Origin of the sequence: Flammeovirga sp. SJP92, from assembly GCF_001583495.1 — a bacterium.
Taxonomy (GTDB): Bacteria; Bacteroidota; Bacteroidia; order Cytophagales; family Flammeovirgaceae; genus Flammeovirga.
On the sequence record NZ_LQAQ01000034.1, the window covers coordinates 44,252 to 69,587 of the forward strand.

The window sequence follows — 25,336 nt, forward strand, 5'->3', positions numbered from 1 at the left end:
GATGAGTACACAACGATTACACTCTCTCGATGTATTTAGAGGCATTAGTGTGTTATTCTTAATACCATTGCATTGCATGATGATGTATGCAACAGCCGACACATGGAATGAGACCAACCTTGGTTTTATCATAAAATGGGTGGAAAGAGGAAGCCCTTCTTTCATGGTGGTTATGGGTATATCTTTTGTTTTTTCAAAACGTCAGAGTTTTAAGGCATTGCTTGTACGTGGGTTTAAAATACTGGTGATTGGTTACCTCCTGAACACGTTCAAGTTTATTATCCCGATGCTCTTGGGTTTCTTCCCAAATAAATTGATCGTTGCTCATGGGTTGAATCCAGAGCATCTTGTGGATAATTCTATTCATTTCTTCTTATTGGGAGATATTCTTCAGCTTGCTGGTGTATCATTAATTATCATGAGTTTATGTGTACCCATTTTCAAGAACAAGTACATGATATTGGGTGTAGCAATGTCAGTTATTCTTTCCTCAAGAGCATTGAGTGGAATACGACTGGGAATTGATGGTTTTGATTACATGTTGGATCTCTTATGGGGAAATCAATACAATGTTTACTTCCCCGTATTTCCTTGGATGGGCTTTATTTTAATGGGACGATTTGTAGGTGAATTGTACATAGAAAATAAAACAAATATTAAAGGCTTCTTCCAAAAAGTGATAATCCTATCAGGAATTACAATAAGCATTGGTGCCCTTCTTTGCTACCTTGATTATGATTATCACTTTGGAGATTACTATCATCTAGGGCCAGGTGGGATGCTATTATTACTTGGAGTAAATACATCATTTATTTACATTTCTCACCTTATTTTTAAAGCCATAAAAAACACTCAATTTTTCCCATTTCTGGTTTATGCAAGTAAAAACGTGACCCTTATCTATTTCCTTCAATGGGTAGTTATTGATTGGGGAATGGGGCTTTTCGGCTTTGCAACCATGAATCAACAAGGGGTACTAATGATTATTCCGATTTATTCGTTTTTCGTTTTTGCATTATTAATTGTCATTGATAAAGCAAAAAAAAGCAAACCATCTCTCACGGGAAGATTTGCTTCTCATTAATTTCCTATTAGTACTAAGCCAACAATAATTGATAATTAATTCTAAAATATTTTTTGTGAGTATGACGTTAAAAAACGTATGAATAGTAGTCTCTATCTAAAATTTCAAAGCAAGTATTCGCAAAATATTAATAAGAATTAGTATTAAATAATTATGTCTTAGTTCCTATATAAAGAGTCATACCTAAACCTACCTTAATATTTAAGGTGGGTTTTTATCTTGTAAGTGCTAAGTCAAAAATAAATCATAGTTCATTTTGAATTTGTACTTAGTACTTCTCAAACTACAACTTTAAAGTTTTACTTTAGTAATACCCTTCTTTTTGCTCTAAAGTATAGAATGTTTTATTCTGAATAGGATTGTATACCAACAAACAAAGGTCATTTTTGTGCCCATAAAAACATCCGCTTTGAAATACACAATTATTCAGCCTTTTCTGAAAAATAGGCATTCCAGTATCAATCACTGATAAAATATCTTTTTCTGATTTTATAGAGAAAACTTTTACTTCATTATTTGCCACAATCAATAATTCTGAGAAATCTGAAGAAAGCTGTACGTCGGTAACTTTTTGAAGGTTCACCTCTCCTACTTTCTTGAGTGTTCCTTTATCCAATTTTGAAGAAATACTATATACTTCTGATTTTTTAGCACCATAAGTGAAGATAAAGAACTGCTTCAATTTTGGATGGTAAACCATTGCTTTAGCGTCTTTCTTTCCTCTTGGGTAAGAAAACGTTTTGATAGACGGCACAGTAAATTGATCTTTTATATCTCCTTCCGCAATAGAATAAACCTGTATACTTTTCCTTTTTCGCTTTGGATCCCCGATATCACCAATGTGCAACGTATTTTCATAATTCGATATTCCCTGCCACCCAAAAGACGTACTTCTGACGAAGATTTTATCTTTTGTTTTTCCTGTTTTAGGATTTATCAAAAACAAATAGGGCTCATTCTCAGATTTTGTCTGAATCCAAAAAGATTTCAGGTTTTCCGAATAAACCATTCCAGTAACATTCTTCTTTTTAAAGTCTAATTCCTGCTTATGGATAGTCTTATAAGTTATTTTTTTAGGAAGCTCGTTTTTATTTTCTATTGATTTACAACTAAATAAATTGAGTCCCAAAGAAATAGTGATGATTATGTAAAGTGAATATTTCAATTTAGTACGGTAGTAAGTATTATTATAGTGTATGCTCAAATTTACCTGCTTTCTGAGGGAGATGTAAATATCATAATCATACATTTAGAAAGATTAAGATAGATTGTGATATAGTAAAAAATACAACATCAAAACTGACTTTTTTTAACAAAAACTTTTCAATTTCAATGGATTTATATTAATCACGTTATCAGAGCGATAAGTTTACTAAATTTCAATAAAATAGGTGATAATTTTCTATCTTTTGAATAAAAGAAGACTTATATTAAAAACTGCAAAATTTATGTGGAATATTTTGTTTCTAAAGTAAGTTATCTTTACTTTACCTATAGATTCAGTAGAGTAATACTTTTCACCTGAATCTACACTAATTCATACAAGTTGTTTATTTAAAAAATAGATACTAAGAAATGAGCGATTACAAATTCGAAACATTACAATTACATGCAGGCCAAGAAGTAGACCCAACAACTAATTCAAGAGCCGTACCCATTTATCAAACGACATCCTACGTTTTTGATAACGCTGAACATGCTGCCAATCTTTTCGGACTGAAAGAGTTTGGTAACATCTATACTCGTATCATGAACCCAACAACTGATGTTTTTGAAAAAAGAATGGCCGCGTTGGAAGGTGGTGTGGCAGCAGTAGCTACAGCATCAGGTCAGTCAGCTCAATTCCTTGCTTTGACAAACATCATGGAAAATGGAGACAACTTTGTTTCTTCTTCTTTCCTTTACGGTGGAACTTACAATCAATTCAAGGTACAATTTAAGCGCCTTGGCATTGAGGCACGTTTTGCTGAAGGAGACACTCCTGAGGCTTTTGAAGCAAAAATTGATGATAAGACAAAAGCAATTTATCTGGAAACAATCGGTAATCCAGAATTAAATATTCCTGATTTCGAAAAAATTGCAGCAATTGCAAAAGCCAATAAAATTCCATTGGTAGTTGACAATACTTTTGGTGCAGGTGGCTATTTATTCCAACCACTAAAACATGGTGCTAACATTGTAACAGCATCAGCGACAAAATGGATTGGTGGTCATGGTACGTCTATTGGTGGTATCATAGTTGATGGTGGCAACTTTGATTGGGGCAATGGTAAATTCCCAATTTTCACTGAGCCGTCTGAAGGTTATCATGGCTTGAAATTCTGGGAAGTATTTGGAGAAGGCAACCCGCTTGGCTTACCAAACATTGCATTTGCAATCAGAGCGAGAGTAGAAGGTCTTCGTGATTATGGCCCTGCTATCTCTCCTTTCAACTCTTTCCAATTGACGCAAGGATTAGAAACACTTTCTTTACGTATGGAGAGAATTGTGGCCAATGCTCAGACGCTTGCTGAAAAGCTCGAAGCTCATGAGTTAGTTGAGAAAGTAAATTACCCAGGTTTAAAATCAAGTAAGTACTATGAGCTAGCTCAAAAATACTTGACTAACGGAGCCGGTGGTGTATTTAGTTTTGAAGTGAAAGGTGGCTACGAAGCAGCAAAAACTTTTGTTTCTTCATTAAATCTTGTTTCTCACTTAGCCAATGTCGGTGATGCCAAAACGTTGGCTATTCACCCTTCTTCTACTACTCACGAACAACTGAGTGCTGAAGAACAAATAGCAAGTGGTGTAACGCCTGGTATGGTCAGAATCTCTACAGGTTATGAACACATCGATGACATTTTAGCGGACATCGAACAAGCATTGCAAAAAACACAAGTTCCTGTAGCTTAAGGAATTATTAGCTATAAAAAACTCCCAATTTCTCGATGTTAGAAATTGGGAGTTTTTTTATTACTTCTTTTCTAGTCTCTTTTCACTCCAAAAAGACTGTCTAAAAAAGTCAACACTGTTGAATATACTAAACTGAAAATGAATGACATTAACAATCCTCCTGTTCCAAATCCATTAATCAGTGAACCTGCCCAATAGAACATCAAAGCATTGATGACCAATAGAAAAAGACCTAATGTCAAAACCGTAATAGGTAAAGTCAAAAGGGTTAAAATTGGTTTTACAATGGCATTCATAAAACCGATGGCTAAAGCGGCCCAAATTGCTGTCCCATAATTTGTCAAATGAACACCTGAACTTGGTGCAATCCACTGGAAGAAGCCTGCACATGCCCAAACAGCTATGGCAGATACTAAGATTCGAATGATAAAGTCTTTCATATTTTAAATTTTAATTAGATTCTAATTTATTTCTTTAAAAAGTCATTCCTAAAATAACACAAAACTGCGACTCTTGTCATTATTAGGAATTATTAATCTTGAATTGCTCTTCAATATCACAATATTTGAGGTTTATCAAATTATGATTTTCTAAGATTTCTACCTTAAAACTTGATGCGTAAGCTGCATCTTCTGTTGGAAACCAAGTTCCTTTTTTCTCATTATTAATGCAAATAAACAAGCCTTCGGGATCACCTACAGCACAAAAACGTTGAAACGAACCATCATAAATTGGCAACTCTGACGAATTAATATTCACTAAGGATTGATACACTTTTTCAATGTTTTTTGAAGGTACTCCTATTTCGGAAATAGAAATTACAGCTGCAGCATTGAAAGTATCATGTGGGTTTCCTTTCACATCTTCTCTACCAATAAGCTCCACAATATTTTGATCTTTATCATAAAAGTAAATGGCTTTTGCTTTCCAAGCAGAAAAGTCTTGAATATCTGATGTTCCTTCTTTTAATATAGTGACTCTTTTCTTTAACCAGGAAACAGCCTGTTCTACTAATTCAAAAGGAATATTTAAAGCAAAATGATAAGGTTTACTTGCTTGAGATTGTTCCAAAACCAGTTCAGACTGCCCTATTTGAAAAGCTATAGTTTCTGCCTCTTTATAAAGTTCCTGAAATCCTAAAGTGTCTTTATAAAAAAGGTATTGTTCCTCTAAATATGGGGTTTTAAGATAGAGCTTTTTGATTTTCATATGGATAGATTGATATTAAAATGCTCATCTAAGTTACTCCCTAATGGGATAAGAAAAAAGAGCTTTTATCAAAAGATTCTTTGTATGTCTCTACTCTCAAATGGTTTCCATTTTTAATTACTAATCCACCTTTTTCTCTATAGGTTTCGAAAGCGTAAAGTTCCCCTTTAAGTCTCGGTATACTTTCCCAGTCCAAACCGAATTGTCTTCCAATGAAAAAATCACTTCATAATTCATACCTTGGACCACTTGACTTTTTGCAGAAATGATCTCTTTTAGAGAAGCTGGTTTATCCATTGTAGAAATAATAAAATTGACCGCTTCTTTTACTTCTGGTGTGATGGACGAATCTGACCATCCTCCAACTAAAGGAACTTGTTTTTCCATCTGATTTTTTGAAGTATCTTTATTTGAATTATCGCAAGAAAAGAGCATTAGTGATACTGTTAATGAAAGAAATAGTGTTTTTGTCTTCATTGTATATAGATTTTTGTTGTTTTGTTTTATGATTAAAACATCTTTTCTCAATTTAAGCCCTTTCCTCTAGATTTACTATAAAAGCATGTTTGAAACACCTCTTATGCCCTGAGTTCTATTTCAAAATTCATTTTTTAACTTGTGGAAACCTTTTGAAGACCAACAAGAACATTCCATATTTTTTCTTTGTAAAACTCCCTCCTTTTTCAAAGCCCACTTTCCCTCATTTAGGTTTGGATAACAAGGAATCATATCTGAAATTGCTATCTCTAAGTCATTATTTTCTTTTTTCAGAGCTTCTAAAGGTACCTTACGTTTTATACGTTGCTGTTCTAAATTCTCTTCTGTATTTTCTTTCTCTGGAAAAAAGGTGATATTTTTTCCTCTGTCAACTTCATAATGACCTATCACCTCACCTTTACACCCACCCGAAGCATAAAAATATTTGAAAATGCCATTTTCTTTAAGGTGTAATATCGAACTACTTTCCCCTTCATTTAAAACATATACTTTTTCCTGAGCATCTGCTGTATAAGATAGGGTAATGATGGAAGCTATAAGTATTGAAATTTTTATATTTTGGAATCGAAGTCCATAATAAGTAATCAGTTTATTAACTCTTTTAATGAATCTATTTCCCAATAAGATGGTTTTGTTTTTTTCTAGACCTTGTATTGTTTGCTCGAAATCCATAGTTCAATTGCTTCAAGTAGATAAATAGTACATCTCTATATTTATTCAATTTGTTCCTTTCCCAAAGTTAGGCATAACTCTATATTCTTTTGAGTTCCACTTTTTCTTTTTGGGCTTGAATTAAAGTCTTTCGCTATAAAGTGAGTACAATTTTCTATGGCATAACGATCTCTAGCTTCATCATCTTCAAAACTTCCAATAACCTTCCATTGGCTTACTTTTGTTCTGTATCTATCGGGAATATATCTAGGTTGCTCTCCAATATGAAGTACTGTTACATTAGGAGTTTCTGACTTTAAATATTCCATAATTAAGGTGTCAACTCCACGAAAATCACAGACAATAAACTCAACACCTTTATTAAATACCAATTCTTGTAAAGGTTTCAAATATAAAACCTCAAATTCTGAAAACTTGATATTTCCATTACCAAAAATATATACTTTCATGTTTGCCATTAAGATGGATGATGGCCTAAAATTTGAAACAACATATTACCCTTCAAATTCATCACAATCAATTCTAATTTCGTCCCCTTTTAGTTTACTGTTCAATAGGTTACAGTGATGATTTTCTTTTTTATCTCCACTGTAATATTTACAGTTGTAGCAGGTTCTTTGTACCTGAATGATGCCTTTTTGATTTAATTGAAAAATCAATTTTGACAACGTATCAAATATATTGGCTAGTTCCTGTTCGTTGAAAGAGGATAACTCTTTATTAAATACATCTGCGTATCCGGAAAGTTGTTGCACTAAGTCTTCACCTGATGAAGTCACCAATAAATTATATCTTCGGTTATCTGTTGGGGAATAATCCTTTTCTAAGTATTCTTTCTTTATCAATACTCTTACAGCATCACTAATAGTGGCTTTTGTAACATTAAATTCCTTGGCGAGATAGCTCACATTACAAATTTCTCTTTTGTGTTTTGCTACAAATAAAAGAATCTGAATCTGTATGGGACTTATACCATATGTTTTCGCTTTTTCCCAAAGTAATGCTTTTAAGGCTTCTGAAAGTCTTTCTAATCCGTTGACTATTTTTGATTCTATATTCAAAACTGATTTACAATTAAAAAATTAGGACTGCCATAAAGTTAGCAATCCTAATTTTGATTTACTAATTGCAACCTTCCATCTCAATGATGAAATATCCTTTTTGATTAATTTCTTCCTCCCATTCAGGTTTTAATGATTCAATGTGACATAGCCTGCATTGTTTAGAGGAAAGCGGTTGTCCTTCTTGTCCTTTTAATTTTAGATAAGCTTTACCATAATTATAAATATGCTCTGGATCAGTAATTTCTACCGGAGCAATAATATCAAAATGCATCGTATTGCCGTCTTTTTTTGTGACATAAGTGTCCCAAACATTGACATTGCTTTGAATTACTTCTTCCATTTTTTTAGTTGTTTTTCGGTTGAAAATATTAAACTCTATTACAAAGTATTGAGTATGAAAAGAAAATTTAATTATTGACTTTGAAATGGGAGTGATAAATCTTTTGATAAAATTCCATAGACTTCATAAACACCCAACATTGGCAACTCTGAATCTGACGTATTGACTTGCATACGAGCAGTAACTGCATCAAAATTGAAATTGGTTTTATGATTTATAAAAGCCACAGGAATTACAACCGATATACTCTTTCCTTCTGTCACTACTTGATAACCTGGAGAATCCATATACATTGGCATTCCAGTATTGGTGGGTGGCAGAGTAACATTTGGGGCATCGACCTCAAACTGTTTAACTGACAAACCTCCTTTTACCCTTGGATCACTCACCAACAAAACCCAGTGAGGGTGCCAAACAACTCCATCATTTGTATAATTCTTATCGTTGTTTTCATCCCAAAGTGGAGTATCATCAAAATCAGGATGCGAAGTCAATGCCATGGCCACGATTCCTTCTTCGATCCCAAAACCTATATCCTCGCTTTTTAGTGACGTCGGAAAAACATAAGCAAACACTGGTGCCTCATCCAATTGTCCAATGGCTATTGGTATTGTTTCTCCTGCCACACCTTGAACTTCCATAGACATCACAATTTGTTCTAAATCTTCATTATAGAAAGCAGAAGCTGACGTTATACTAAAGTTCTCATTCACTTCAGTCTCTCCATGAATATCTTTTTCATTAGAACATGAAAAAAATGCTAGACCTAAAATCAATCCTACTATTCTTCTGTAATACGTTTTCATAATGACCACTTTATAGATTATTACTAACTGTAAAAGGCAAAGACAAATCTCCAGAAGCGATTGAATACACAGCATAAACGCCAAGCATAGGATAGTTTGCATTGGAAGCATTGACCTGCATATAAGCAGTCACAGCGTCAAAATTAAACTGTGTTTTATGACTCATTCGATACGCTGGTACAACAACTCTAACTTCATTTTCTTTGGTGATGACGGGATAACCTGGGGAATCCATATACATCGGCATTCCAGGATTTGTAGGTGGCAGGGTAACATTCTTGTCATCAGGATTAAATTGTTTTACCGCCAATCCACCTGAAACTCTGGTATCCTCTGTCAGAACTACCCAGTGGGGATGCCAAATCACACCATCATTTGCATAATTTCTATCATTGTTTTCATCCCATAACGGAGTGTCATCAAAATCAGGATGTGAAGTCAATGCTAAAGCTACAATCCCTTCAGTTGTGCTAAACCCCACATCTTCCGGTTTTAAAGTGGTTGGAAAAACGTACCCCAAAACTGGGGCACCATCCATTTTTCCAAAAGCTGAAGGAGTTGAATTGCCTGCCAAACCTTCCGTTTCAATCGTGAAAATAAGTTGGCTTAATCGGCTATCAAAAACCACAGATACATCAGTAATTTTTAGATCAGGACTATTTTTAAAGTTGGGATCTTCATTTTGTCCTTGAGCAAATACTGATAATGTAAAAATGAAGAGAAGAAGAAAACTTGCTAATTGTTTCATAAAAAATAGATTTTTTAAATTAGGATTCCTAACTTTTTGTATTAAAAAAATAGATTAAGATTTAACATCTTCTAGAGAAGCACCAAAATTGATGTGGAGAACATTTCCATTTGGTGTAACCAAAGCTGGGACGGATTTCACACCTGCTTTTTCTGCATTCTCAATTTTACCTCTTTCCTCTCCTAGGTGAACGACTTCTACCTTTTCAGACCCAATCAAATGGATAAGATCTTGTTCTGCACTTACACAAACTGGACAACCTGCGTGATAAAAAATTGACTTACTCATTTTATTAAAATTTAGAGTGTTAAGCGATATTGCTGATGTAAATATAAATAGGATTCCTAACTTTTAAAATTTTCATGCTAGTTTTTTTTCTTTTTTGATAAAATGAGTGCTTTTTCCTCTTAAGTTAGAGGGTATACTTCTCTATTCGTAACCTTTATGAAACAAAAAAATAGACATCCCTATATAAAGGAATGTCTATTTTTAAAGATCAAATTAGTAATTAATAAACTTAATTCCATTCTTGACCCAATATTAATTACTTCTCAATGAGAGCAATTTTTTCATTTACTTTATCCATAAAAGTATGAAGATATTCAGGAACATTGTCCTTCATTTGGTCTATTCTCCAACTTCTAACATTTCCATTTTGTGACAGCTTAATGTATAAACCACCACCATCTGCACAATCGGGACATCCAAATGCTCCATCACTTTCATTTAAAAGTTCAGTAGGAAAATAGTCTCCCAAATTTTTCACCTGGGCAAAAGAATCATTACTCATTTCAATAAATTGAAGATCTTGCCCTGTGTAATCATTCTTCACGTCTTCGTATAATTTTTGGTCTGTCAGCATGTAAGTTTGAACACATCCAGCCCCATCGCCAGCACACATACCGTAAAAGTGACCAAAGACGAGATAGTCTTGTTCATTAATTTCGATGATATCATCACTCTTGTCGCATGAAAATAACAAAAAGCCAAAAGTTAGAATCAATAATAGATTTTTCATTATATTAGTTTTTATTTATGAGTAATTAGAAGTTTAAATGTTTTTGCTTTAAGTTTCTAACTTACAAAGTTTAATTAAAGTATACAAAATATATTGACAAAAAAGGCCTCAATAATTGAGACCCTTTTCTTCCGTCATCTTTACTCTCACTATTCATTTGTCGATATTCAGAGTTAATCTTTTGGCAACAACATATCGTCGAGTGTTTCAATAAACTGTTGGCGTGGCATTGTATCAATCATACCTTTTAGCATTTCTGCATCTGCTCCTACAATGTTATGAACAGGCATATCTGTGGTAACACACTCATAAATTTTATCAGCAACTTCCTGAGGGTCGGCTACCTGACCACTTTGTTCCTGCATTTGTTGAACTACAGTTAAAAAATGAGCTCCTATTTTTGCTGATGCAGTTTGGATTTCTTCATCACCCCCTTCAAAATTGTTATCGCTAGCATTCACGAAGTTTGTTCCGAACGCTCCAGGTGCAATAGCTTTTACATTTATACCAAAAGGTTTATATTCCATTGCCATCGATTCCGTTAAACCTTCAACAGCCCATTTTGTAGCGGAGTAAGTAGAGGTTAGAGTTAAACCCATGTACCCTGCCATAGATGTAATATTGATCACACTACCGCTTTTTTGTTTACGCATATGTGGCAATACTTCTCTACAAACACGCATTACTCCAAAAACATTGGTTTCAAACATGGCATAAATTTGTTCTTCTGTAAATTGTTCTAAGAATGAATGTCCACCATATCCTGCATTGTTTACCAAAGCATCAATACTACCAAATTTTTCTAATCCATCGTTCACCGCTTTCTTTACACTCTCATTACTTGTAACATCTAGTGCGGTCACAAAGACATTATCGAGCTTATTCAATTCTGTTTCTTTTTCAGGAGAACGCATTGTTGCAATTACATTCCAACCTTCTTTGTGAAACTTCTTAGCCGCTAGTTTTCCGAATCCTGAGCTGCACCCTGTGATTAAAACTGTTTTATTCATGTTATCAGCGTTTTATAAATGATATACACAAATTTAGTAGTAGCTAAAACGATAAAAGTATACATATTGAAGCATTATGTATACATATCGGATATTAGCAGGTTATGAAAATTTAGTTATTATTATTCGTTGAGGGACCAAAGCTTCAACTTGTACTTAGTATCTGTGATTTTCCTCTGATATAAGCCTTTATTCAGTCGTAATTCTTTCAGAACCTATACATGTTGTGACTAAGACAGCAGGAATTTCACCTCTATTATGCCACCTGTGCCTTGTTCCATTTTGAATAATTGAGTCTCCTTGATTCATCTCTAGCTCTACGTTATCATCTAATTCCAAAACAATGGAACCTGATATCAAATAAGTGCAATCAACCGTATCTGTGGTGTGCATACCAGGGTTTTCGGATTCAAAATGTTGTAAAAAACCTGGTACTAAGCTTTCTATTTCTTCTTTTGATTTTGGCTTGTCATTTTTTTGTGATTTAGGCGGAACAATCCATATGAAAAAACGATGTCCTCCAACTTTTGGAAACCAATCAAGGTACTCTTCCATTGTACCATCATCAGGGTGTTTTGGAATGGTATCACTTCCCCATAGTTGCATAAATTCTTTTCCTCCACCAAGGTCTATCTTTTCTACAATGGCATCATTTACTATAATGGATTTCCCTTCTTTTGAATGACCTGTTACAATTCTTCTGAATTCTTTCTTTTTGTTTTCCATGTATTTGAAATTGAGTGTAAACTTAAAACTGAACAAGCCTCTATGGTTTTCAAAGTATTTACTTTAAAAACCATAGAGGCTTCATTTTTATTACTAGATTAGTACATTGTAACTAAATTACCGTGAAATTATAGTCAATTAATTTGCAAGCTTTTATGTCCTACTTTCAAGCTTCCTTCTTCTTCATTTTTCCATTGATGAAAAACGAAGCAAAAAATCTAGGCTTAGAAGTCAAAAGCTAAATTTCATTCCACTCGCCTAAATGATTTTAAACTCGCTTTGCTCAAACAAGAAAATCATTTTTAACGGCTCAATTCATGAAATTCTTAACGCTTTTCCCTTCAAGGCCAGGGGGAGTACTACCAAACTATAATGGTATAAAGCTCAATAGCACGAATGTTAAACGTTAGCGTCATTCGTGTCCTTCAAATCATCAGAAATCTCCTGATTTCTATACACTTAAATAACGAAAACTTAGTTTACAATGTATTAGTACCTAGACAATAGTATTTAATTTTATTTTTGTTTTAGTACAGATCTAAAGTATTGTTGTATACCTTTTGTACTTTGCTGTAATTTGAGTTTTTACGTATCCCTTGAATGTGTATAGATTTCTTGTAGAAGTCACTATAATAAGGTCGTCTTCTACATCAATCTGATCAGGAAAAACGAATCGTGCATCAGCCACTCCATTTGAAATTACAGGCTCAGGGTTTATCAAATCGATGACCTTTTGACTATCATCAAATTGGAAAAGACTTGTGATGGCATATCTCGCATAATCCAAGGTGTAAGAGGGATAATATTTTGTTGAATCAAACGCTACTCCTGGTTCCACTCCAATATACTCAATAGGCCAATGTTCTGTAAATAGATTCGAATTTTCATTAATCATTAAAGAGATTCCTGCATTTACTATTTCAACGTTTTCTTCTAAAAGATTTCTGGACGTTTTACCATCCATATTTAGATCAACTGCTACGTCTGAAGTCGCTGATACAATTTCATACTGACCTTGAAATTTTTCTTTTAGAATGCTATTCGTGTGTTCAGCATCGTTGTTTTTACAACCGAACAAAGAAAATAGAAGAGCAATGATAGTTAGTGTTTTTTCTTTCATAACTTGGTTTTTCATTTAAAAATGAAATCTAAATATTATTTCTCTTCTTTTCTCGTGTTGAATGTAAACATATCATTAATAAATCACCCTGTAAATGAACGTTCCTGCAACGGTCAAATTAGTGTTAAGCAGGAGATCGCACTTGTAGTAGAAAGGGGGAACTCTTTCCCCTATACATGGGAAAGGGTTTCCCATATAGAGGGGACATCTTTTCCCATTACTATGAGACCCTCTTTCCCATGGGTATGGGACGACTCCTCACTGTCGATGCAGTACATCCTAGCACGTACACACTGTACATAACGGTACGTACGGTTTGCGAGTGCTAGGACTTACACTCTGTACATATGCTACTATGTACACGATGTAAGTCCTAGCACTTACATTGATTTAATCCTTAATTACCAAAAACGGTTTGATCTTATTCGGAATACTGGCTTCTTTCAAACCACATTTTAATGGTGATTTGTAATATACAAACATGCCAATTTACGTGAGGGTAGATTGGCTTATGTTTTTTTGTTTTAAGTTCGGAAACTTAAACAATAATATAGTTCGTAATGACGCTAACGCTTAACATTACGAACAGTGGGAAGATCCTCTTTCTCATGGGTATGGGACAACTCCTTCAAATAGATGCAACACTGTACATGCCTGGACGTACGGGTTGCGAGTCCTAACACTTGTAATCCTTAATTACAGCAAAATGGATTGATTTTATTCGGAATACTGGCTTATTTCAAACCACATTTTAATGGTGATTGTAATATACAAACAAGCCAATTTACCTGAGAGTAGGTTGGCTTGCTTTATTGTTATAAGAAATGCCTCGGCATAAAGGCTTAGAACAGTCAGGAAAAAAAATAGTAATTATTGAGAGACAATCCTTTAATCTTCTCCATTGAGACTACTTTGTATTAATTTTTTAGTATAAAGCATAAATTCATCCTCTTTGCTACTTTTCTGATCAACATATTCTGATGGAACAAATTCTTCGCGCAAGCGACCATTTAAATGATACATTTTTTCAATGGAAACTGTAAAACCAAACTTACTATTCAAGAAATCAATTGTTTTAATTCCTCCTGCTAATCGACTCATTTCAGTGCCTACAACAATACCTCTGCCCATTCCATCAAGACCTATTGTCATGCCTTCTCCCATACTACCTGTCCATCGGCCAACCAAAACATACAAAGGCTTTTTATATGTTTCCTTTCGAGGTGATACTTCTTTAATATATTTTCTTTTGATACTTTCACACTTTTGATAGCCTTGTGTAGTAGAAATAAATCGTCCTAATATAGGTTCAGCTACATCTGTATTTCCTCCGCTTGGTGTATTTCGTAAATCTAAAATTAGAGCATCGGTTTGCATTAAATGGAGCAAGGCTAAGTCTAAGGAATCCACTAGGCGAGAGTCACCAAGCGAATTATTGATTCGAATCACACCAATGTTGTTCTCAACTGAATAATCCAATACTGAATTACTTTCCTTGTAGTTTAATTGATCAAGATCCAGTTTTATGGTGGAGTTATTCTGAAGGCGAAGATCTAGAACCCTTGGTCGATGTAATTGTCCTGCTACAATTTTATTGGCTAGCCATTCTTTCACCTCGCTTTGGTTCTTTTGATGACATTTTGTTGGAAAATCTTCTATTGTTTTTGAAAAACGAATACCATTGAATTCCAAAATTTCTGCTCCAATAATATTTTCATCAAGAGTATTTACGAGCTGTGAGGAGAATACATTTTTTATAATATATTTCCCTTCAATGTATTTGACGTAGACTGGTGCACTTAATCGGTACGACTGACCAGTATTGACATTTAAATGTATATGAGAGTCATACAATTCGTTGAGGACATTTTCATAAAAAAGTACTTTATTGTAATCAGTAGTAAGGGTATCCACAGCTGATATATATTCCGATCTGATACAATCCAGTATCGCTTTTTTCTCCTCTTTATAAATAAATTCCGTGGATAGTTTGTCTGTAAAGTCTAGAAATTCTTTTACATTTTCTGATTCCTTTTTAGAGTTACAACTCACTAATAATAAAAGGAATAATATGTAGTTTTTCATAATTTATGGTTGGTAGTGTATAATGTATTAGCACCAAACCTCTTAGGAGTTGAAATCAATCTCTTCCTGTAATTAGGTAACGGTAATGGTATTATTGTTTTTATATTGATACAATAATTGCTCTAATTTTTTTAAATCGTTCCATTCTGAAAATGGAATTTTAAACTTTTCTAATTTCAAGGTCTTTGGGACGTATAAATTTAAATATAAAAATGAGCTATTACTTTTAAAATCGGCCTTGTGGATGGGACAAGAAAATACTTTCATTTTAAAATAATGCCTTTGTACAATAGTAATCTTATCTGGCTCTAATTCTATTTCCTCCACATATTTATATTGTCTCGACCAAATAAATAAAGCCAATAAAACACCTATTGAAATAATTATAGCGATATAAATAAATGGTGCATTAAATAAAAGTTCTATTGCCTCAAGGCTAAAAAATAAACTCATAAGTATACAAGGAATCAAAAGTCTTAAGTAGTTCTCTTTTTTGAAAGGATTTCTGCGAATTGAAAGCATATGATGTGTATTAATATTATTTATTTGTTCATGTATTTACTTAGCCCCATCACTCTTATACTAATAACTGCTAACCATCTTTTATGACATTCCTTTACTTCCTCCAATTAACTTGAAACCCATAATCAAAACACCTCGTTTTTTACTTTCTATGATTAGAAATTGTAATTACACAATAAAAATTATTTGATTGGAATCTACTCAATAAAAAACCAAAAACACAGTTTATCACTATGTCTTTGGTGTAGAGCTCTATTACATATTTAAAAATATCAGTTTTATTTCTGGATAACTCTTTTCAAATTCTTCTTTTAGTCCAATAATATGTGAAGCACCAACTATAACTAAGTTTCTCTTTTCAGTACCCTTCAAAACCTGTTCGGCAATGTTCTTCACCATATTTTCATTTCGTATCCTCCAATATTTCTCTCCTAAAGAACAACCTTCGGTTTTGTTTTTCACATAAGTGAAAGAAGATAATTGATGAAGTCGCTCCAATGATTTTTGGGTATTTACATGCATTCCCAATCCTCGAAAAAGAGCTGGAAGTATTGCACTATTATATTGTTTCTTGTTCAATTTGTTATTGATATCATTGTTGCCATTATTTCTACCTTCTGCACCACATTGATCCCAAGCTTCATGATATTCCTTATTTGTTTGCTGGAAATCCATAGATTTTAATCTCTTCAATTGAAGCTTAATGGCCAGTTTTGCGGTTAAATCTCCATCTTCATGACGAGTAGGTTTTTTGGAGCCTTTAATACCATATTTCTTGATGTAACTATACAACTCATAATTGGGATTGTCCCTTAAATAACCGAACGAATTAATGATAATATCTAACTCGCTAGCTGTTATTTCTTCTAGCCTTTTTTCAAGTAACTGATTTAACTTTATTTCGTTATACTGAAAATTCTTTATTAAAGAGTCCGAAAGGAAATAAAATTGTTTATAATTGTCTGACCAGCCATCTTTTAAATATTCCCAGCTTAAAGTATCATCACCTCTTGGTGCTTCAACATAAATGGCTTCTGGATTATATTGGAGAGCTCTCCGAAGGAGTGGCTTGTAACTATGCTTTACAAGCTTGGGAACGGTGTGCATACTACCAATCAATAACACCTCTTTTTCTTGTGAATGAGCTTCAGAAAAGAAAAAGAATAGGACATAGAGAGAATAAATTATCCTCATAGATAGTTTTTTGGACATTTGCTTTTTAGTTTAAATATTTAGAATTGGACAAATGGAAACTGTTAAAGTGCAAACAGTTGGAGTATTGCTGATGGATGTAATTATAGCTGATACTTAAAGTATGTTCAGAACATGATCTTAGCCAATGTTTACTTTAACATTTCTATTTAATTTGGATGTATTCTGTTTAGTTTTTATTTAAATAAGTACAAATTCAAAACAATAAATTAGAATTAACTATATTTTATTTTTGACTTAGTATTTATTTTTCGGATTACAATATATAACGTATCTCTTTTATTTACAGCATTGATAGTGATTTTTTTAATTAAATGGAAGTCAAAAACTTAGACACTATGTAACTAGCAAGTTCATAACAAACTAGCCACACAGTTGAGAACCACTTATTATTGTTCCTGTTTATATAATTTCTCGAAGACTTTTCTTTTCATGGTGAATAAAGTTGTTTTTTCAAGATCAAAAATGGATACTAATTTATCACCTACCACAATATGTTGTGTCCATTCCACATACTCTTTATACAGAAGTAAAGTACAAATATCTGTTTCAGTAATTAGGTCAGATTTGACATGGGAATGAATTGTTGATTGAATCTTTGAAGCCCCTTTTTCAGAAGCATAAGGCAACTGTATTAAACTATTATGTAGCTTTTCTTCTTTTTGGAATTCACCTTTATGACTATATGAAAGTTTATAATCGTTTCCTATTAAAACCACACCATGAGTTCTTGGAGCAGTAACGACATAAACATCTATAGAGCGTTCATTACGGTATGGTATAATATTTAATGAAGTATTCTCATAATGACTATAAAAGCTATTGGTCTGCTTATATATTCTTTGGAAGGTATCCGATCGTACCGCGATTAATACTTTCTCCTCTTCCGTCACTTGATGATGTATTGTATCTATCGAAATTGGTGTTTCAGTAGGGATCGTCTCAAATTCATACCTTGCTAAAATCCTATCAGGGTTGTACCTGCTAAAAAATATAGTTCTTATTTTATTGTTTGTGTCCTCATAAGATAAATAGCCACCGATAGAATCTTTCTTTGAGGGGAAATTTGATAAAAAATGATCTGTCCCATACCAAGAACCTTTGTCCATTCTATATAGTAATTTTCCTTTTTCTAGCAGTTTATCAGCATTTTTAGTTTGCGAAAATAAACTGAAGCTCAATAGCATAAATACAAGTAATAATAATTGTCTCATTGTAATTTTGTTTGTTGAGTAATGCTTAAAGTAAATGATTTCTATTTTCCATGATAAGTCAAAAAATCTGATATCTCAGAATGATTAATAGATAAACGATCAAGATTAATATGTTTTACCTTTTTGTTTGAAGTTAATTCCAATACTTCTTTACTATTTTTATGACCTATTCTTTTAATTTTTGCAGTTGAAAATTCATTCCACCTGATTACTTTCTGATTGCTCTCTTTGATACCATTTTTATCAAGTGTGAGTTTTGGTTTCCGATCCAACAAACGAATTATATTTTTTGATATGAGAAATAACCCTATCAAACAACCTAAAAGAAGAAGTATATTTTCGAAAGTATATTTTTGATCTGCATCAAGATCAAAGTAAGAGAACAAACCTAAAAAGGTAAACGGCACAAGGAATAAAAGGTGAATTATTATCCAAAAACGACTATTGTAATAACACACCTTATGGTTTTTAGGCAAGTAAGATTTAGACGTTTTTTCTTTACTAGTTCTTAGCAACAGTTCAATTTCTCTAAGTTGTTCTTTTTGTGCTTGGCTCATAAAAAAAGAGCCACTTGCACTTGAAAATATTTTTTGTTCAAGTGCCTTACGGTGAAAAGCATGTTTATTATCTACATTTTTGTAGGCCCAAATTCTCCAAGGTCCAATATTATATTGTACATAAATAAAAGCGACAAGTAATGGAATTGAAAAAGAAAAGAATGGAAATAAAAAATCGTATTCCAAAATTTCTTCATTTATATAAGGTCTTAAAAAAATTGACAAAAAAAAGTTGATTGGAATTAAACCAAAAGCGAAGATTAAAGGTCTGTTAACAAATTTGGATCTCCCTTGATTTACTAAGTCGTCTGCTGAAATTTTCTTCATTATTTATTGTTTATGTACTAAGCCCAAAATAGAGAATTTTGAATTTGTACTTAGGTACTTAATACTCCCTTTATCTATTTTACTTCAACAAAAATGCACCAAAAAAAGTCACTGTGTTTTTACCGTTTACATACTCCATTTCACATTCCTTTGCCAAAAACGATACATTAATACAATAAGCTTCAAGAGATGCTCTTTTCTTTTCTGGATATTTACAAGGCTCATTGTGAACAACAGAACATTCCTTACAAACTGTACAAGGGCCTGCTCTTAAATCAAGGTGCTTCTCATAATGTAAATTAATTTCTTTACTGATTTTGTTAGAAACGTTGCCATGAGCCTTCATTGCCTTGATCATTTCCGCTTTATCATAAGCTTCAGGAACATCATTTACAGTTTGATACACTAATGCTTTTTGATAGCTTTTTGCTTCTGTGATAGTCTCCTCTATTTCACCTACTAAAGGTGGACATGCATAATTTTTCCCGAACTGCCCACAATGATTTACTTCACAATATTTCCTTAATTTCTCATCAAATGTAATTCTACTTACTTCAATCATGTGTGCTTTAAAAGCTCCTTTCGTTAGACACACCTCGATCATCTCATTTTCTTTTAGCATAAGTCTTATAATTGTTCTTTAATTTCCTTGCTTGTAACGTTTATATCAAACACGTTTTGATACTTCTTATATCGTTTTAGTACTACGTTTTAATCCACTAACAATTGATAGTTTCGCATACTTTCTAGCTTATTTTTCCTTCACTAAAGAGTCAGGACAAATTTTCTTCTGTACTAGTACTTAAAACATAATTGTAAAGAAAAAAGGCCATTTGATATTACCTTTTCATTATTACACATAGCCGGTGTATATTTTTTATTTTCTATGATTTGAATAATTTCTTCCTTGTTTGCTATTTGCTCCTCCCCTCTCAAAAACCTTGTACCAAATACATCTCCATTTTCAGCTATCAAATAAAATACTATAATTTTCACACCTGAAATACCTTGCTTTTTGGCCACATCAGAAACTTTTACAAGCTTTGAAATTTCCTTAAGCAAAGTGTTTTTAGGGTCCCTCAGTTTTGCAACAGTATCTACATTATAATAATAGGTCTGATTTGTAAGCGTATCAATTTTTTGTTGACAAATTGACGAATCTGAAGACTGTGCGAATACCGTACTAAACGGACCTACAATAAAAAAGATGATGACTAAAAAAAAGAGTGCTTTGGTTTCCATGTTTTCACAATTTGTTATTTAGTAAAATTAGAACCTCCTTATTCATTTTCGAAATAATACTTTATTACATTGATAATAATGAACCGAAAAACCTAAGTATTACGATTATACAAACAATATAAAAGAAGGCTTAAGAAATTAAAATTATTATGCCTTCATATCATTTTTAGTTTAACAATCCCACCACATATACTTGCAGTATTTAACAAACGGTTTGTCTTTTCCCTTATTCAGGATCTCTTTTAAGATACGGTTGTTTTCCCTTCTGAATTTTTTGTTTGCAAGAACTTTCATTTCTTTACCAACAGTGTGAAAATGAAAACACACAAGTCGATGGGTATCATTTCTTTTTTGCTTCTCAGTGAAGTTGTAATACTTCTTATTAATTCTGGTTTTCATGATGTATTAAATACGATTAGTACTTAATACAGAGTGCCTTTTTTAGATGCCATATCATTGAATGTTACAATGATTAAAGATAGCAAATTTTTAAAACTAAATTCAAGCTACCTCTTTCTCCTATAGATAGGAGATTGATATGTTCTCGTAATTATCTAGATTATTTAAGTTGATAACTGTCTGTGATATAAATTGAATCTTTTCCAATTCATAAATCAATAGGTCAGATTCATGTGTGTAATAACAATTGAACCTTTAACTATTGCCCAAATATTTCAAGAATTTCTTTTTCGTGTTCTTTTAGATTTTTTGAAAATTCTAATTTTTCCCATTCCCAAGTATCTGTTTTTTCATTATAAAACCTTTCAGTCGACTCTTCATGATCCCAGAAATAAACTTTTTCATCTGATAATTCTTTTAAATTAATCAGGTAATAATCTCCCCCACCGTTTTCACCAATACAAAGTTTCTGTTTAATTAATTTTTCTGATCCATAGAATCCAAGGTATTGGTTTATTGAAATTAGTTGTTCTGGATCATCATAAAGAAATAACAACTCACCTAACATTGTTTTAAGCTTAGTAAGTTCTATTGGGTAATTTGTGATATAATCAATAAAATGTTGAGGAAGTTCGATATTTAGCTCCAATTCAATTTTTCTGATATCATCTATATTCATGTGGTATTTATTCTTTTTTCGTTATTATCACTCTTACATTAACATCTGATCTTACCTGTTTTCCATCAGCCTCACCTGGTATCCAAATTGGATATTCAGCTTTTATGTGTTTTACAGCAATTTCAAAAAGTTCATCTTTGTATTTCTTATTTTCTTTAAGTTTTGCCATAAATTTGATGGAATGAAACCCAGACATAGTACTATCTTTTTCTACAGTAAAACCTATGTCAAAAAATGGCCAACCACCATAGTTTTCCTTTTTCTCTTTTATATTAGGTCTATTAACCGTAACCGTTAGATTGTAATCGCTTGTCTGTTTCGTTTCATTCGGTAATCTTGGTGGTATGTCACAATCCAAATATTGAACAATTTCATCTTCTAATTGATTGCTAATTTGGTAAAGGCTTTCAGCTTTTTTGTGAAGGTTTTCTTTGAAGTCTATTCCATATTTATCAATGATTATCTTGTCCATATAATCTCCATAACAACCTTCTGACTGACCTTCATAGACCACACAACTTCTTAGATCATAATCAAATTCAAGTCCATTTAATTTACAGAGGTCTCTCAATTCAGCTTCATAAGTGATAAAACCAAAAAGGAAACCAGCAGTTTGTGTAAACACAATCTTACCATTTTCAATATCCCTTTTTGCTCTTTCAATTTCAGAAATACACAGCGTATCATCCGGATTCGGATGAATTACATACTCAAGTCTGTTGCGTTGTTCATTCTTATTGTCTTGAATACAAGCACTCAATGAAATGAGAGCCAATAATATTAATATGTATTTCATCTCTTACATCACACTTCTTTCAAGTGTTTTATCTAGCTTAAAAATTGTATTCTGTATTAAAAAGTCTGCATCAGGTAAATTACCATTAGAACCATTTATTAATGTTTTCCCTTTTACATTTGCTTTCATCCAAGTCTCATTGACGTCGAGTAACTCTATTTCAAGTTCTTCCACACTACTATGCTCAAAGTAATATACGTTGGATAGATTTTCCTCTCTTTCATTATCATATCCCTCTTTTTGGTAAATCTTCCTCCCTACTTTTAATTCTAAAGTATCGGCTGTTAATAGAGCTGTAGCCTCAAAGTTGGGTACAGGATCAATTATTTTTTCCAACTCTTTATCACGCTTGATTGGTGTCGACTCTTCAAAACAAATAGTCATTTCCCATACTCCATCTTCACCTTTATAGATATTGTATTTCGCATCTTTTATTTTGAATTCCTCTATATCAAATTCTAAATGTTTTATTTCCCAAATATTCTCTTTCATAAAATTGTGATATAAAAACTACTTATTTGATTAACTATTTAGTTTAATTATTAGTGGTGTTGAAGTGGTAGATTATCACCAGAAACCATTTTAAAGAATTTATTCTTTGACATTTAAACTAGATCTTTTCAATAGTTTTATTCATATTTCATCATCAATCCAAAGTCGAAAGGTGTCCATAAAGAAGACTTTAATCCACTTTCTTTAAATCCAGTATTTACCCAACTATTACAGGTATTAAAGCAAGAATAACTCCCTTTTGATTTATAGAAATCATCTATTGAGGTATACCCCTTATTTTCTAGAATAATTTTCATTCCGTCCTCCTTCATTTCAAACGTATTAAGCAAGTAACTATTGAGTTTTTGTAACTCAGATTCACTTACTTTTATTTCAATCCAACCTGATTGCTTTTGTCGATATCGAGTTACGTGAATTAAAGTTGAACTCTTTAAAAACATTGCTCTAAAGGCATTACTAAAAGTCAAATCTCCCCATGTTGGAGTGTTGATATAAAAATTCTCATCTCCCCAACCAAAGGATAAATACTTCTCGTTCCTTAGGTATTTTATTCCCGACAAAACCAAAACATCGACATTTTCAATTGGCATTACAATGTCTAAATGAATTCCATTTGTATTTAAATAAATCAGTTTTTCAGAACGCTCATCAGTTACAATTCTATCAACAGTTATTAAAGATAGAACTAGAGAGATTACTACATAGATTATTGGAATTAGTAAAAAAAATAAAGTCCACTTCAATATTTTCTTTCCTATTTTCATAAAATTTTGCTTTTATATGTGCTGACAATTGTGTTTTACTTTATATTTATATTAGTCTTCCATTTAAAATTATTCAAGACTAAATCCTTTTGCATCAGAAATAATTCGGCTGATATTCTTATTCTTCGTTATTTTCATAGATTCTATATTTATAGAGCATGTTTGAAATATAATAAACATGTTAAATTTAATGCTATTTCGACTATTATATTGTTACAGGCTTACTCTTTTATTTGAAGTAAAAATCAAGTCCCTCAACAGGGTTTGATTTAAAATATTTTTTTTCTTGGTGTATCTCATCTACAAACTTGAAAACCTGTTTTGCTCTTTCAATTTCACCTTGTTTTGGTGTTGAGAATAGTCTTACTGCTCGTCTTCTCCAATTTTGTAAATAATCAAGTGCTAATTGTCTTATGTTCTCGTTTTGATCAATTGTTCCAATCATCAAGTCAGGTATTGTTGCCCAACCACCAACTTTGTTGAAGAATTTTAGCATTGACTTCTTTAACTCATAATCGCCTTTATCGTATATAATTTTTGCCCTAATCAATATTTCTTGTCTTGGAATACGCGATAAGAATTCAATGATTAAGTTTCTAAGACCTAGATATTGGCTGTCCAGATTTGCTAATGCAAAGTCATAAGCACTTTCTTCATCGAGCTTACAAACAGCTAAAAATGCTGTCTTTTTGATTCTAATTCTTTTATCATTTAGAAATACCTTAACTGTTTCCAAATACTGTTTACCTTGTGTTTCAGCAAGTCCGTTTAATGATCCTATGACTTGTTTGTTTTCTTGTAAACAGTCATTGTAAAATTTAGCGAAGTCAATGTTGGATTGTTTAAGCGTAAACCTAGCAAAATGACGTATTGTAGCGGAATTGTCCGATAAAAACTTCTCTGCAATTATTTCAAAACCATTTTGGTCTTTTAAACAATAAAGTGCTTGAATTCTAACATTAGCTGATTTATCATTCAGTAATTGTTCGATTACAGTTTGCTCAAGTTTTTCAAAGTGGCTTATTGTTAATTTCCTAATCAAAAAATGTTTGTCAGATAAAAACAATTTTAATTCTTGGGAATTGTCTCTAAGTGAAATTGAAATATATCTAGCTAAAAGAATTCTTAATTTGTCTGGGTACTTCTTAAAGTTATCAATTACATATGTCCTATTTTTGGAAGCAATGAACTCAACAATGTCTCTGTAAACACTGCCTAAATCTGTTCGTTGAACTTTCTGAAGCCATTCAAAAATTGGCAAATTTTCAATTAAGCTATCGATGTAATGAGTTGTTTTATAGTTATCAATACCATTTTGTGCAGCTTGTCGAACTGGCAAAACCCAATCAGCTAAGCGATAGATTAGAAATTGAATAGCTCTTGAACTATCAACTTGTGAAAGTTTTTTTACTGCTTTTTCTCTAACATAACCACTTCTGTTTAATGAGCTAATGGCTAACAATTCTACAAATTGTTCCTTTGGAAAATTCGCTTCATAAAAGTCAATATCACTTTCTGAAATCCCACAGTGTTTTAGAGTATCATAATATCCTTTTTTACTGTCTATTTTTTGGAATAGGTGAGTTATCGTCCTACAAGTAGCTTCTCGAATTTCTCTATTGCTATCTTTTAGAAACTCTATTAAGCTGTAAATTATGTTTGTATGGCCATCATTGGCAATTTTAGTCAAGGCGTTAATTTTCTCTTCAGTGTTGTTCTTAGAGAAAAACCAAGTTTTGTTAGGACGTCTTAAGATTTCTATGTTTTGCCAGATTTCCATTTTTTCTATGTTGTCTTTAAGGCTTACCCGTAATATTCGGACTAAAAAGCTTTATTGCT

29 protein-coding genes are annotated in these 25,336 nt (G+C 32.5%); 2 read left to right on the forward strand and 27 right to left on the reverse strand.

All coding sequences use genetic code 11. From position 1 onward, the window contains the following. Position 1 precedes the first annotated feature (1 nt). Entirely contained in the window at positions 2 to 1,084 is a 1,083-nt protein-coding gene (locus AVL50_RS08285; RefSeq protein ID WP_063850614.1) for a heparan-alpha-glucosaminide N-acetyltransferase domain-containing protein, read from the forward strand. 304 nt (positions 1,085 to 1,388) lie between these two features. Here the strand turns inward: AVL50_RS08285 and AVL50_RS08290 are convergent, their stop codons facing one another. Further along, positions 1,389 to 2,249 carry a hypothetical protein gene (locus tag AVL50_RS08290; RefSeq protein WP_157491209.1) on the reverse strand — a complete coding sequence of 287 codons (861 nt, stop codon included), beginning with the start codon at positions 2,247 to 2,249 and terminating at the stop codon, positions 1,389 to 1,391. A gap of 410 nt (positions 2,250 to 2,659) precedes the next feature. Between AVL50_RS08290 and AVL50_RS08295 the strand changes: the two genes are divergently transcribed. Continuing rightward, positions 2,660 to 3,976 (forward strand): O-acetylhomoserine aminocarboxypropyltransferase/cysteine synthase family protein, encoded by a 1,317-nt coding sequence (locus AVL50_RS08295; RefSeq protein WP_062616025.1) that lies wholly within the window; start codon positions 2,660 to 2,662, stop codon positions 3,974 to 3,976. 71 nt (positions 3,977 to 4,047) lie between these two features. On the opposite strand, the gene AVL50_RS08300 is transcribed toward AVL50_RS08295, so the two are convergent. From AVL50_RS08300 to AVL50_RS08430, 26 genes are all read right to left on the reverse strand, one after another. After that, a complete protein-coding gene (locus AVL50_RS08300) occupies positions 4,048 to 4,416 on the reverse strand; it encodes a phage holin family protein (RefSeq protein ID WP_062616026.1) in 369 nt (122 codons plus the stop codon). An 82-nt stretch (positions 4,417 to 4,498) separates the two neighbouring features. Continuing rightward, positions 4,499 to 5,185: a VOC family protein gene (locus tag AVL50_RS08305; protein WP_062616027.1), complete on the reverse strand. Its 687-nt coding sequence runs from the start codon at positions 5,183 to 5,185 to the stop codon at positions 4,499 to 4,501. A gap of 120 nt (positions 5,186 to 5,305) precedes the next feature. Next, a complete protein-coding gene (locus AVL50_RS08310; protein WP_157491210.1) occupies positions 5,306 to 5,662 on the reverse strand; it encodes a cystatin domain-containing protein in 357 nt (118 codons plus the stop codon). Positions 5,663 to 5,782: 120 nt separating this feature from the next. After that, complete coding sequence (locus AVL50_RS08315; protein ID WP_062616029.1) at positions 5,783 to 6,355, reverse strand: hypothetical protein; 573 nt, start codon at positions 6,353 to 6,355, stop codon at positions 5,783 to 5,785. 41 nt (positions 6,356 to 6,396) lie between these two features. Next, complete coding sequence (locus AVL50_RS08320; RefSeq protein WP_062616083.1) at positions 6,397 to 6,804, reverse strand: hypothetical protein; 408 nt, start codon at positions 6,802 to 6,804, stop codon at positions 6,397 to 6,399. 45 nt (positions 6,805 to 6,849) lie between these two features. Continuing rightward, positions 6,850 to 7,416: a MarR family winged helix-turn-helix transcriptional regulator gene (locus AVL50_RS08325; RefSeq protein WP_062616030.1), complete on the reverse strand. Its 567-nt coding sequence runs from the start codon at positions 7,414 to 7,416 to the stop codon at positions 6,850 to 6,852. Positions 7,417 to 7,477: 61 nt separating this feature from the next. Next, on the reverse strand, positions 7,478 to 7,759 hold the full coding sequence (locus tag AVL50_RS08330) for a DUF2024 family protein (RefSeq protein ID WP_062616031.1): 282 nt from the start codon (positions 7,757 to 7,759) through the stop codon (positions 7,478 to 7,480). A gap of 71 nt (positions 7,760 to 7,830) precedes the next feature. Next, positions 7,831 to 8,565 (reverse strand): hypothetical protein, encoded by a 735-nt coding sequence (locus tag AVL50_RS08335; RefSeq protein ID WP_062616032.1) that lies wholly within the window; start codon positions 8,563 to 8,565, stop codon positions 7,831 to 7,833. A 10-nt stretch (positions 8,566 to 8,575) separates the two neighbouring features. Further along, entirely contained in the window at positions 8,576 to 9,313 is a 738-nt protein-coding gene (locus AVL50_RS08340) for a hypothetical protein (protein WP_062616033.1), read from the reverse strand. A gap of 54 nt (positions 9,314 to 9,367) precedes the next feature. Next, complete coding sequence (locus AVL50_RS08345) at positions 9,368 to 9,601, reverse strand: hypothetical protein (RefSeq protein ID WP_062616034.1); 234 nt, start codon at positions 9,599 to 9,601, stop codon at positions 9,368 to 9,370. A gap of 256 nt (positions 9,602 to 9,857) precedes the next feature. Further along, positions 9,858 to 10,331 carry a hypothetical protein gene (locus AVL50_RS08350; protein ID WP_062616035.1) on the reverse strand — a complete coding sequence of 158 codons (474 nt, stop codon included), beginning with the start codon at positions 10,329 to 10,331 and terminating at the stop codon, positions 9,858 to 9,860. Positions 10,332 to 10,504: 173 nt separating this feature from the next. Next, positions 10,505 to 11,341: an SDR family oxidoreductase gene (locus AVL50_RS08355; protein ID WP_062616036.1), complete on the reverse strand. Its 837-nt coding sequence runs from the start codon at positions 11,339 to 11,341 to the stop codon at positions 10,505 to 10,507. Positions 11,342 to 11,530: 189 nt separating this feature from the next. After that, positions 11,531 to 12,067, reverse strand: coding sequence for a cupin domain-containing protein (locus tag AVL50_RS08360; protein WP_062616037.1), 537 nt, complete (start codon positions 12,065 to 12,067; stop codon positions 11,531 to 11,533). Between the two features lie 538 nt (positions 12,068 to 12,605). After that, positions 12,606 to 13,187 (reverse strand): hypothetical protein, encoded by a 582-nt coding sequence (locus AVL50_RS08365; RefSeq protein ID WP_157491211.1) that lies wholly within the window; start codon positions 13,185 to 13,187, stop codon positions 12,606 to 12,608. A gap of 888 nt (positions 13,188 to 14,075) precedes the next feature. Next, positions 14,076 to 15,272 (reverse strand): S41 family peptidase, encoded by a 1,197-nt coding sequence (locus AVL50_RS08370; RefSeq protein ID WP_062616039.1) that lies wholly within the window; start codon positions 15,270 to 15,272, stop codon positions 14,076 to 14,078. Between the two features lie 72 nt (positions 15,273 to 15,344). After that, positions 15,345 to 15,794, reverse strand: coding sequence for a hypothetical protein (locus AVL50_RS08375; protein WP_157491212.1), 450 nt, complete (start codon positions 15,792 to 15,794; stop codon positions 15,345 to 15,347). A 255-nt stretch (positions 15,795 to 16,049) separates the two neighbouring features. Continuing rightward, a complete protein-coding gene (locus tag AVL50_RS08380) occupies positions 16,050 to 17,006 on the reverse strand; it encodes a DUF5694 domain-containing protein (protein ID WP_062616041.1) in 957 nt (318 codons plus the stop codon). 389 nt (positions 17,007 to 17,395) lie between these two features. Continuing rightward, on the reverse strand, positions 17,396 to 18,220 hold the full coding sequence (locus AVL50_RS08385) for a hypothetical protein (RefSeq protein WP_062616042.1): 825 nt from the start codon (positions 18,218 to 18,220) through the stop codon (positions 17,396 to 17,398). A gap of 41 nt (positions 18,221 to 18,261) precedes the next feature. Continuing rightward, the gene (locus AVL50_RS08390) at positions 18,262 to 19,104 is read right to left on the reverse strand and encodes a hypothetical protein (protein WP_062616043.1); all 843 of its coding nucleotides are present in this window, start codon (positions 19,102 to 19,104) and stop codon (positions 18,262 to 18,264) included. Positions 19,105 to 19,183: 79 nt separating this feature from the next. After that, positions 19,184 to 19,726: a DUF2284 domain-containing protein gene (locus AVL50_RS08395; RefSeq protein ID WP_062616044.1), complete on the reverse strand. Its 543-nt coding sequence runs from the start codon at positions 19,724 to 19,726 to the stop codon at positions 19,184 to 19,186. Between the two features lie 173 nt (positions 19,727 to 19,899). Continuing rightward, on the reverse strand, positions 19,900 to 20,346 hold the full coding sequence (locus tag AVL50_RS08400) for a hypothetical protein (RefSeq protein WP_062616045.1): 447 nt from the start codon (positions 20,344 to 20,346) through the stop codon (positions 19,900 to 19,902). A gap of 658 nt (positions 20,347 to 21,004) precedes the next feature. After that, positions 21,005 to 21,424, reverse strand: coding sequence for an SMI1/KNR4 family protein (locus tag AVL50_RS08410; RefSeq protein ID WP_062616047.1), 420 nt, complete (start codon positions 21,422 to 21,424; stop codon positions 21,005 to 21,007). A 7-nt stretch (positions 21,425 to 21,431) separates the two neighbouring features. Further along, complete coding sequence (locus AVL50_RS08415) at positions 21,432 to 22,220, reverse strand: hypothetical protein (RefSeq protein WP_062616048.1); 789 nt, start codon at positions 22,218 to 22,220, stop codon at positions 21,432 to 21,434. 3 nt (positions 22,221 to 22,223) lie between these two features. Beyond that, positions 22,224 to 22,712 (reverse strand): hypothetical protein, encoded by a 489-nt coding sequence (locus AVL50_RS08420; RefSeq protein WP_062616049.1) that lies wholly within the window; start codon positions 22,710 to 22,712, stop codon positions 22,224 to 22,226. Positions 22,713 to 22,849: 137 nt separating this feature from the next. Then, a complete protein-coding gene (locus tag AVL50_RS08425) occupies positions 22,850 to 23,497 on the reverse strand; it encodes a TIGR02117 family protein (RefSeq protein WP_062616050.1) in 648 nt (215 codons plus the stop codon). A 229-nt stretch (positions 23,498 to 23,726) separates the two neighbouring features. Beyond that, positions 23,727 to 25,277, reverse strand: a complete 1,551-nt coding sequence (locus tag AVL50_RS08430; protein WP_062616051.1) for a hypothetical protein — start codon at positions 25,275 to 25,277, stop codon at positions 23,727 to 23,729. Positions 25,278 to 25,336: the final 59 nt, after the last annotated feature.

What these genes read in the sequence shown, in the direction of transcription:
- AVL50_RS08285 (WP_063850614.1), top strand. Translation starts at nt 2, where the DNA reads ATGAGTACACAACGATTACACTCTCTCGATGTATTTAGAGGCATTAGT.
- AVL50_RS08295 (WP_062616025.1), top strand. Translation starts at nt 2,660, where the DNA reads ATGAGCGATTACAAATTCGAAACATTACAATTACATGCAGGCCAAGAA.
- AVL50_RS08300 (WP_062616026.1), bottom strand. Translation starts at nt 4,416, where the DNA reads ATGAAAGACTTTATCATTCGAATCTTAGTATCTGCCATAGCTGTTTGG.
- AVL50_RS08305 (WP_062616027.1), bottom strand. Translation starts at nt 5,185, where the DNA reads ATGAAAATCAAAAAGCTCTATCTTAAAACCCCATATTTAGAGGAACAA.
- AVL50_RS08310 (WP_157491210.1), bottom strand. Translation starts at nt 5,662, where the DNA reads ATGAAGACAAAAACACTATTTCTTTCATTAACAGTATCACTAATGCTC.
- AVL50_RS08315 (WP_062616029.1), bottom strand. Translation starts at nt 6,355, where the DNA reads ATGGATTTCGAGCAAACAATACAAGGTCTAGAAAAAAACAAAACCATC.
- AVL50_RS08320 (WP_062616083.1), bottom strand. Translation starts at nt 6,804, where the DNA reads ATGAAAGTATATATTTTTGGTAATGGAAATATCAAGTTTTCAGAATTT.
- AVL50_RS08330 (WP_062616031.1), bottom strand. Translation starts at nt 7,759, where the DNA reads ATGGAAGAAGTAATTCAAAGCAATGTCAATGTTTGGGACACTTATGTC.
- AVL50_RS08335 (WP_062616032.1), bottom strand. Translation starts at nt 8,565, where the DNA reads ATGAAAACGTATTACAGAAGAATAGTAGGATTGATTTTAGGTCTAGCA.
- AVL50_RS08340 (WP_062616033.1), bottom strand. Translation starts at nt 9,313, where the DNA reads ATGAAACAATTAGCAAGTTTTCTTCTTCTCTTCATTTTTACATTATCA.
- AVL50_RS08345 (WP_062616034.1), bottom strand. Translation starts at nt 9,601, where the DNA reads ATGAGTAAGTCAATTTTTTATCACGCAGGTTGTCCAGTTTGTGTAAGT.
- AVL50_RS08350 (WP_062616035.1), bottom strand. Translation starts at nt 10,331, where the DNA reads ATGAAAAATCTATTATTGATTCTAACTTTTGGCTTTTTGTTATTTTCA.
- AVL50_RS08355 (WP_062616036.1), bottom strand. Translation starts at nt 11,341, where the DNA reads ATGAATAAAACAGTTTTAATCACAGGGTGCAGCTCAGGATTCGGAAAA.
- AVL50_RS08360 (WP_062616037.1), bottom strand. Translation starts at nt 12,067, where the DNA reads ATGGAAAACAAAAAGAAAGAATTCAGAAGAATTGTAACAGGTCATTCA.
- AVL50_RS08365 (WP_157491211.1), bottom strand. Translation starts at nt 13,187, where the DNA reads ATGAAAGAAAAAACACTAACTATCATTGCTCTTCTATTTTCTTTGTTC.
- AVL50_RS08370 (WP_062616039.1), bottom strand. Translation starts at nt 15,272, where the DNA reads ATGAAAAACTACATATTATTCCTTTTATTATTAGTGAGTTGTAACTCT.
- AVL50_RS08375 (WP_157491212.1), bottom strand. Translation starts at nt 15,794, where the DNA reads ATGCTTTCAATTCGCAGAAATCCTTTCAAAAAAGAGAACTACTTAAGA.
- AVL50_RS08380 (WP_062616041.1), bottom strand. Translation starts at nt 17,006, where the DNA reads ATGTCCAAAAAACTATCTATGAGGATAATTTATTCTCTCTATGTCCTA.
- AVL50_RS08385 (WP_062616042.1), bottom strand. Translation starts at nt 18,220, where the DNA reads ATGAGACAATTATTATTACTTGTATTTATGCTATTGAGCTTCAGTTTA.
- AVL50_RS08390 (WP_062616043.1), bottom strand. Translation starts at nt 19,104, where the DNA reads ATGAAGAAAATTTCAGCAGACGACTTAGTAAATCAAGGGAGATCCAAA.
- AVL50_RS08395 (WP_062616044.1), bottom strand. Translation starts at nt 19,726, where the DNA reads ATGCTAAAAGAAAATGAGATGATCGAGGTGTGTCTAACGAAAGGAGCT.
- AVL50_RS08400 (WP_062616045.1), bottom strand. Translation starts at nt 20,346, where the DNA reads ATGGAAACCAAAGCACTCTTTTTTTTAGTCATCATCTTTTTTATTGTA.
- AVL50_RS08410 (WP_062616047.1), bottom strand. Translation starts at nt 21,424, where the DNA reads ATGAATATAGATGATATCAGAAAAATTGAATTGGAGCTAAATATCGAA.
- AVL50_RS08415 (WP_062616048.1), bottom strand. Translation starts at nt 22,220, where the DNA reads ATGAAATACATATTAATATTATTGGCTCTCATTTCATTGAGTGCTTGT.
- AVL50_RS08420 (WP_062616049.1), bottom strand. Translation starts at nt 22,712, where the DNA reads ATGAAAGAGAATATTTGGGAAATAAAACATTTAGAATTTGATATAGAG.
- AVL50_RS08425 (WP_062616050.1), bottom strand. Translation starts at nt 23,497, where the DNA reads ATGAAAATAGGAAAGAAAATATTGAAGTGGACTTTATTTTTTTTACTA.
- AVL50_RS08430 (WP_062616051.1), bottom strand. Translation starts at nt 25,277, where the DNA reads ATGGAAATCTGGCAAAACATAGAAATCTTAAGACGTCCTAACAAAACT.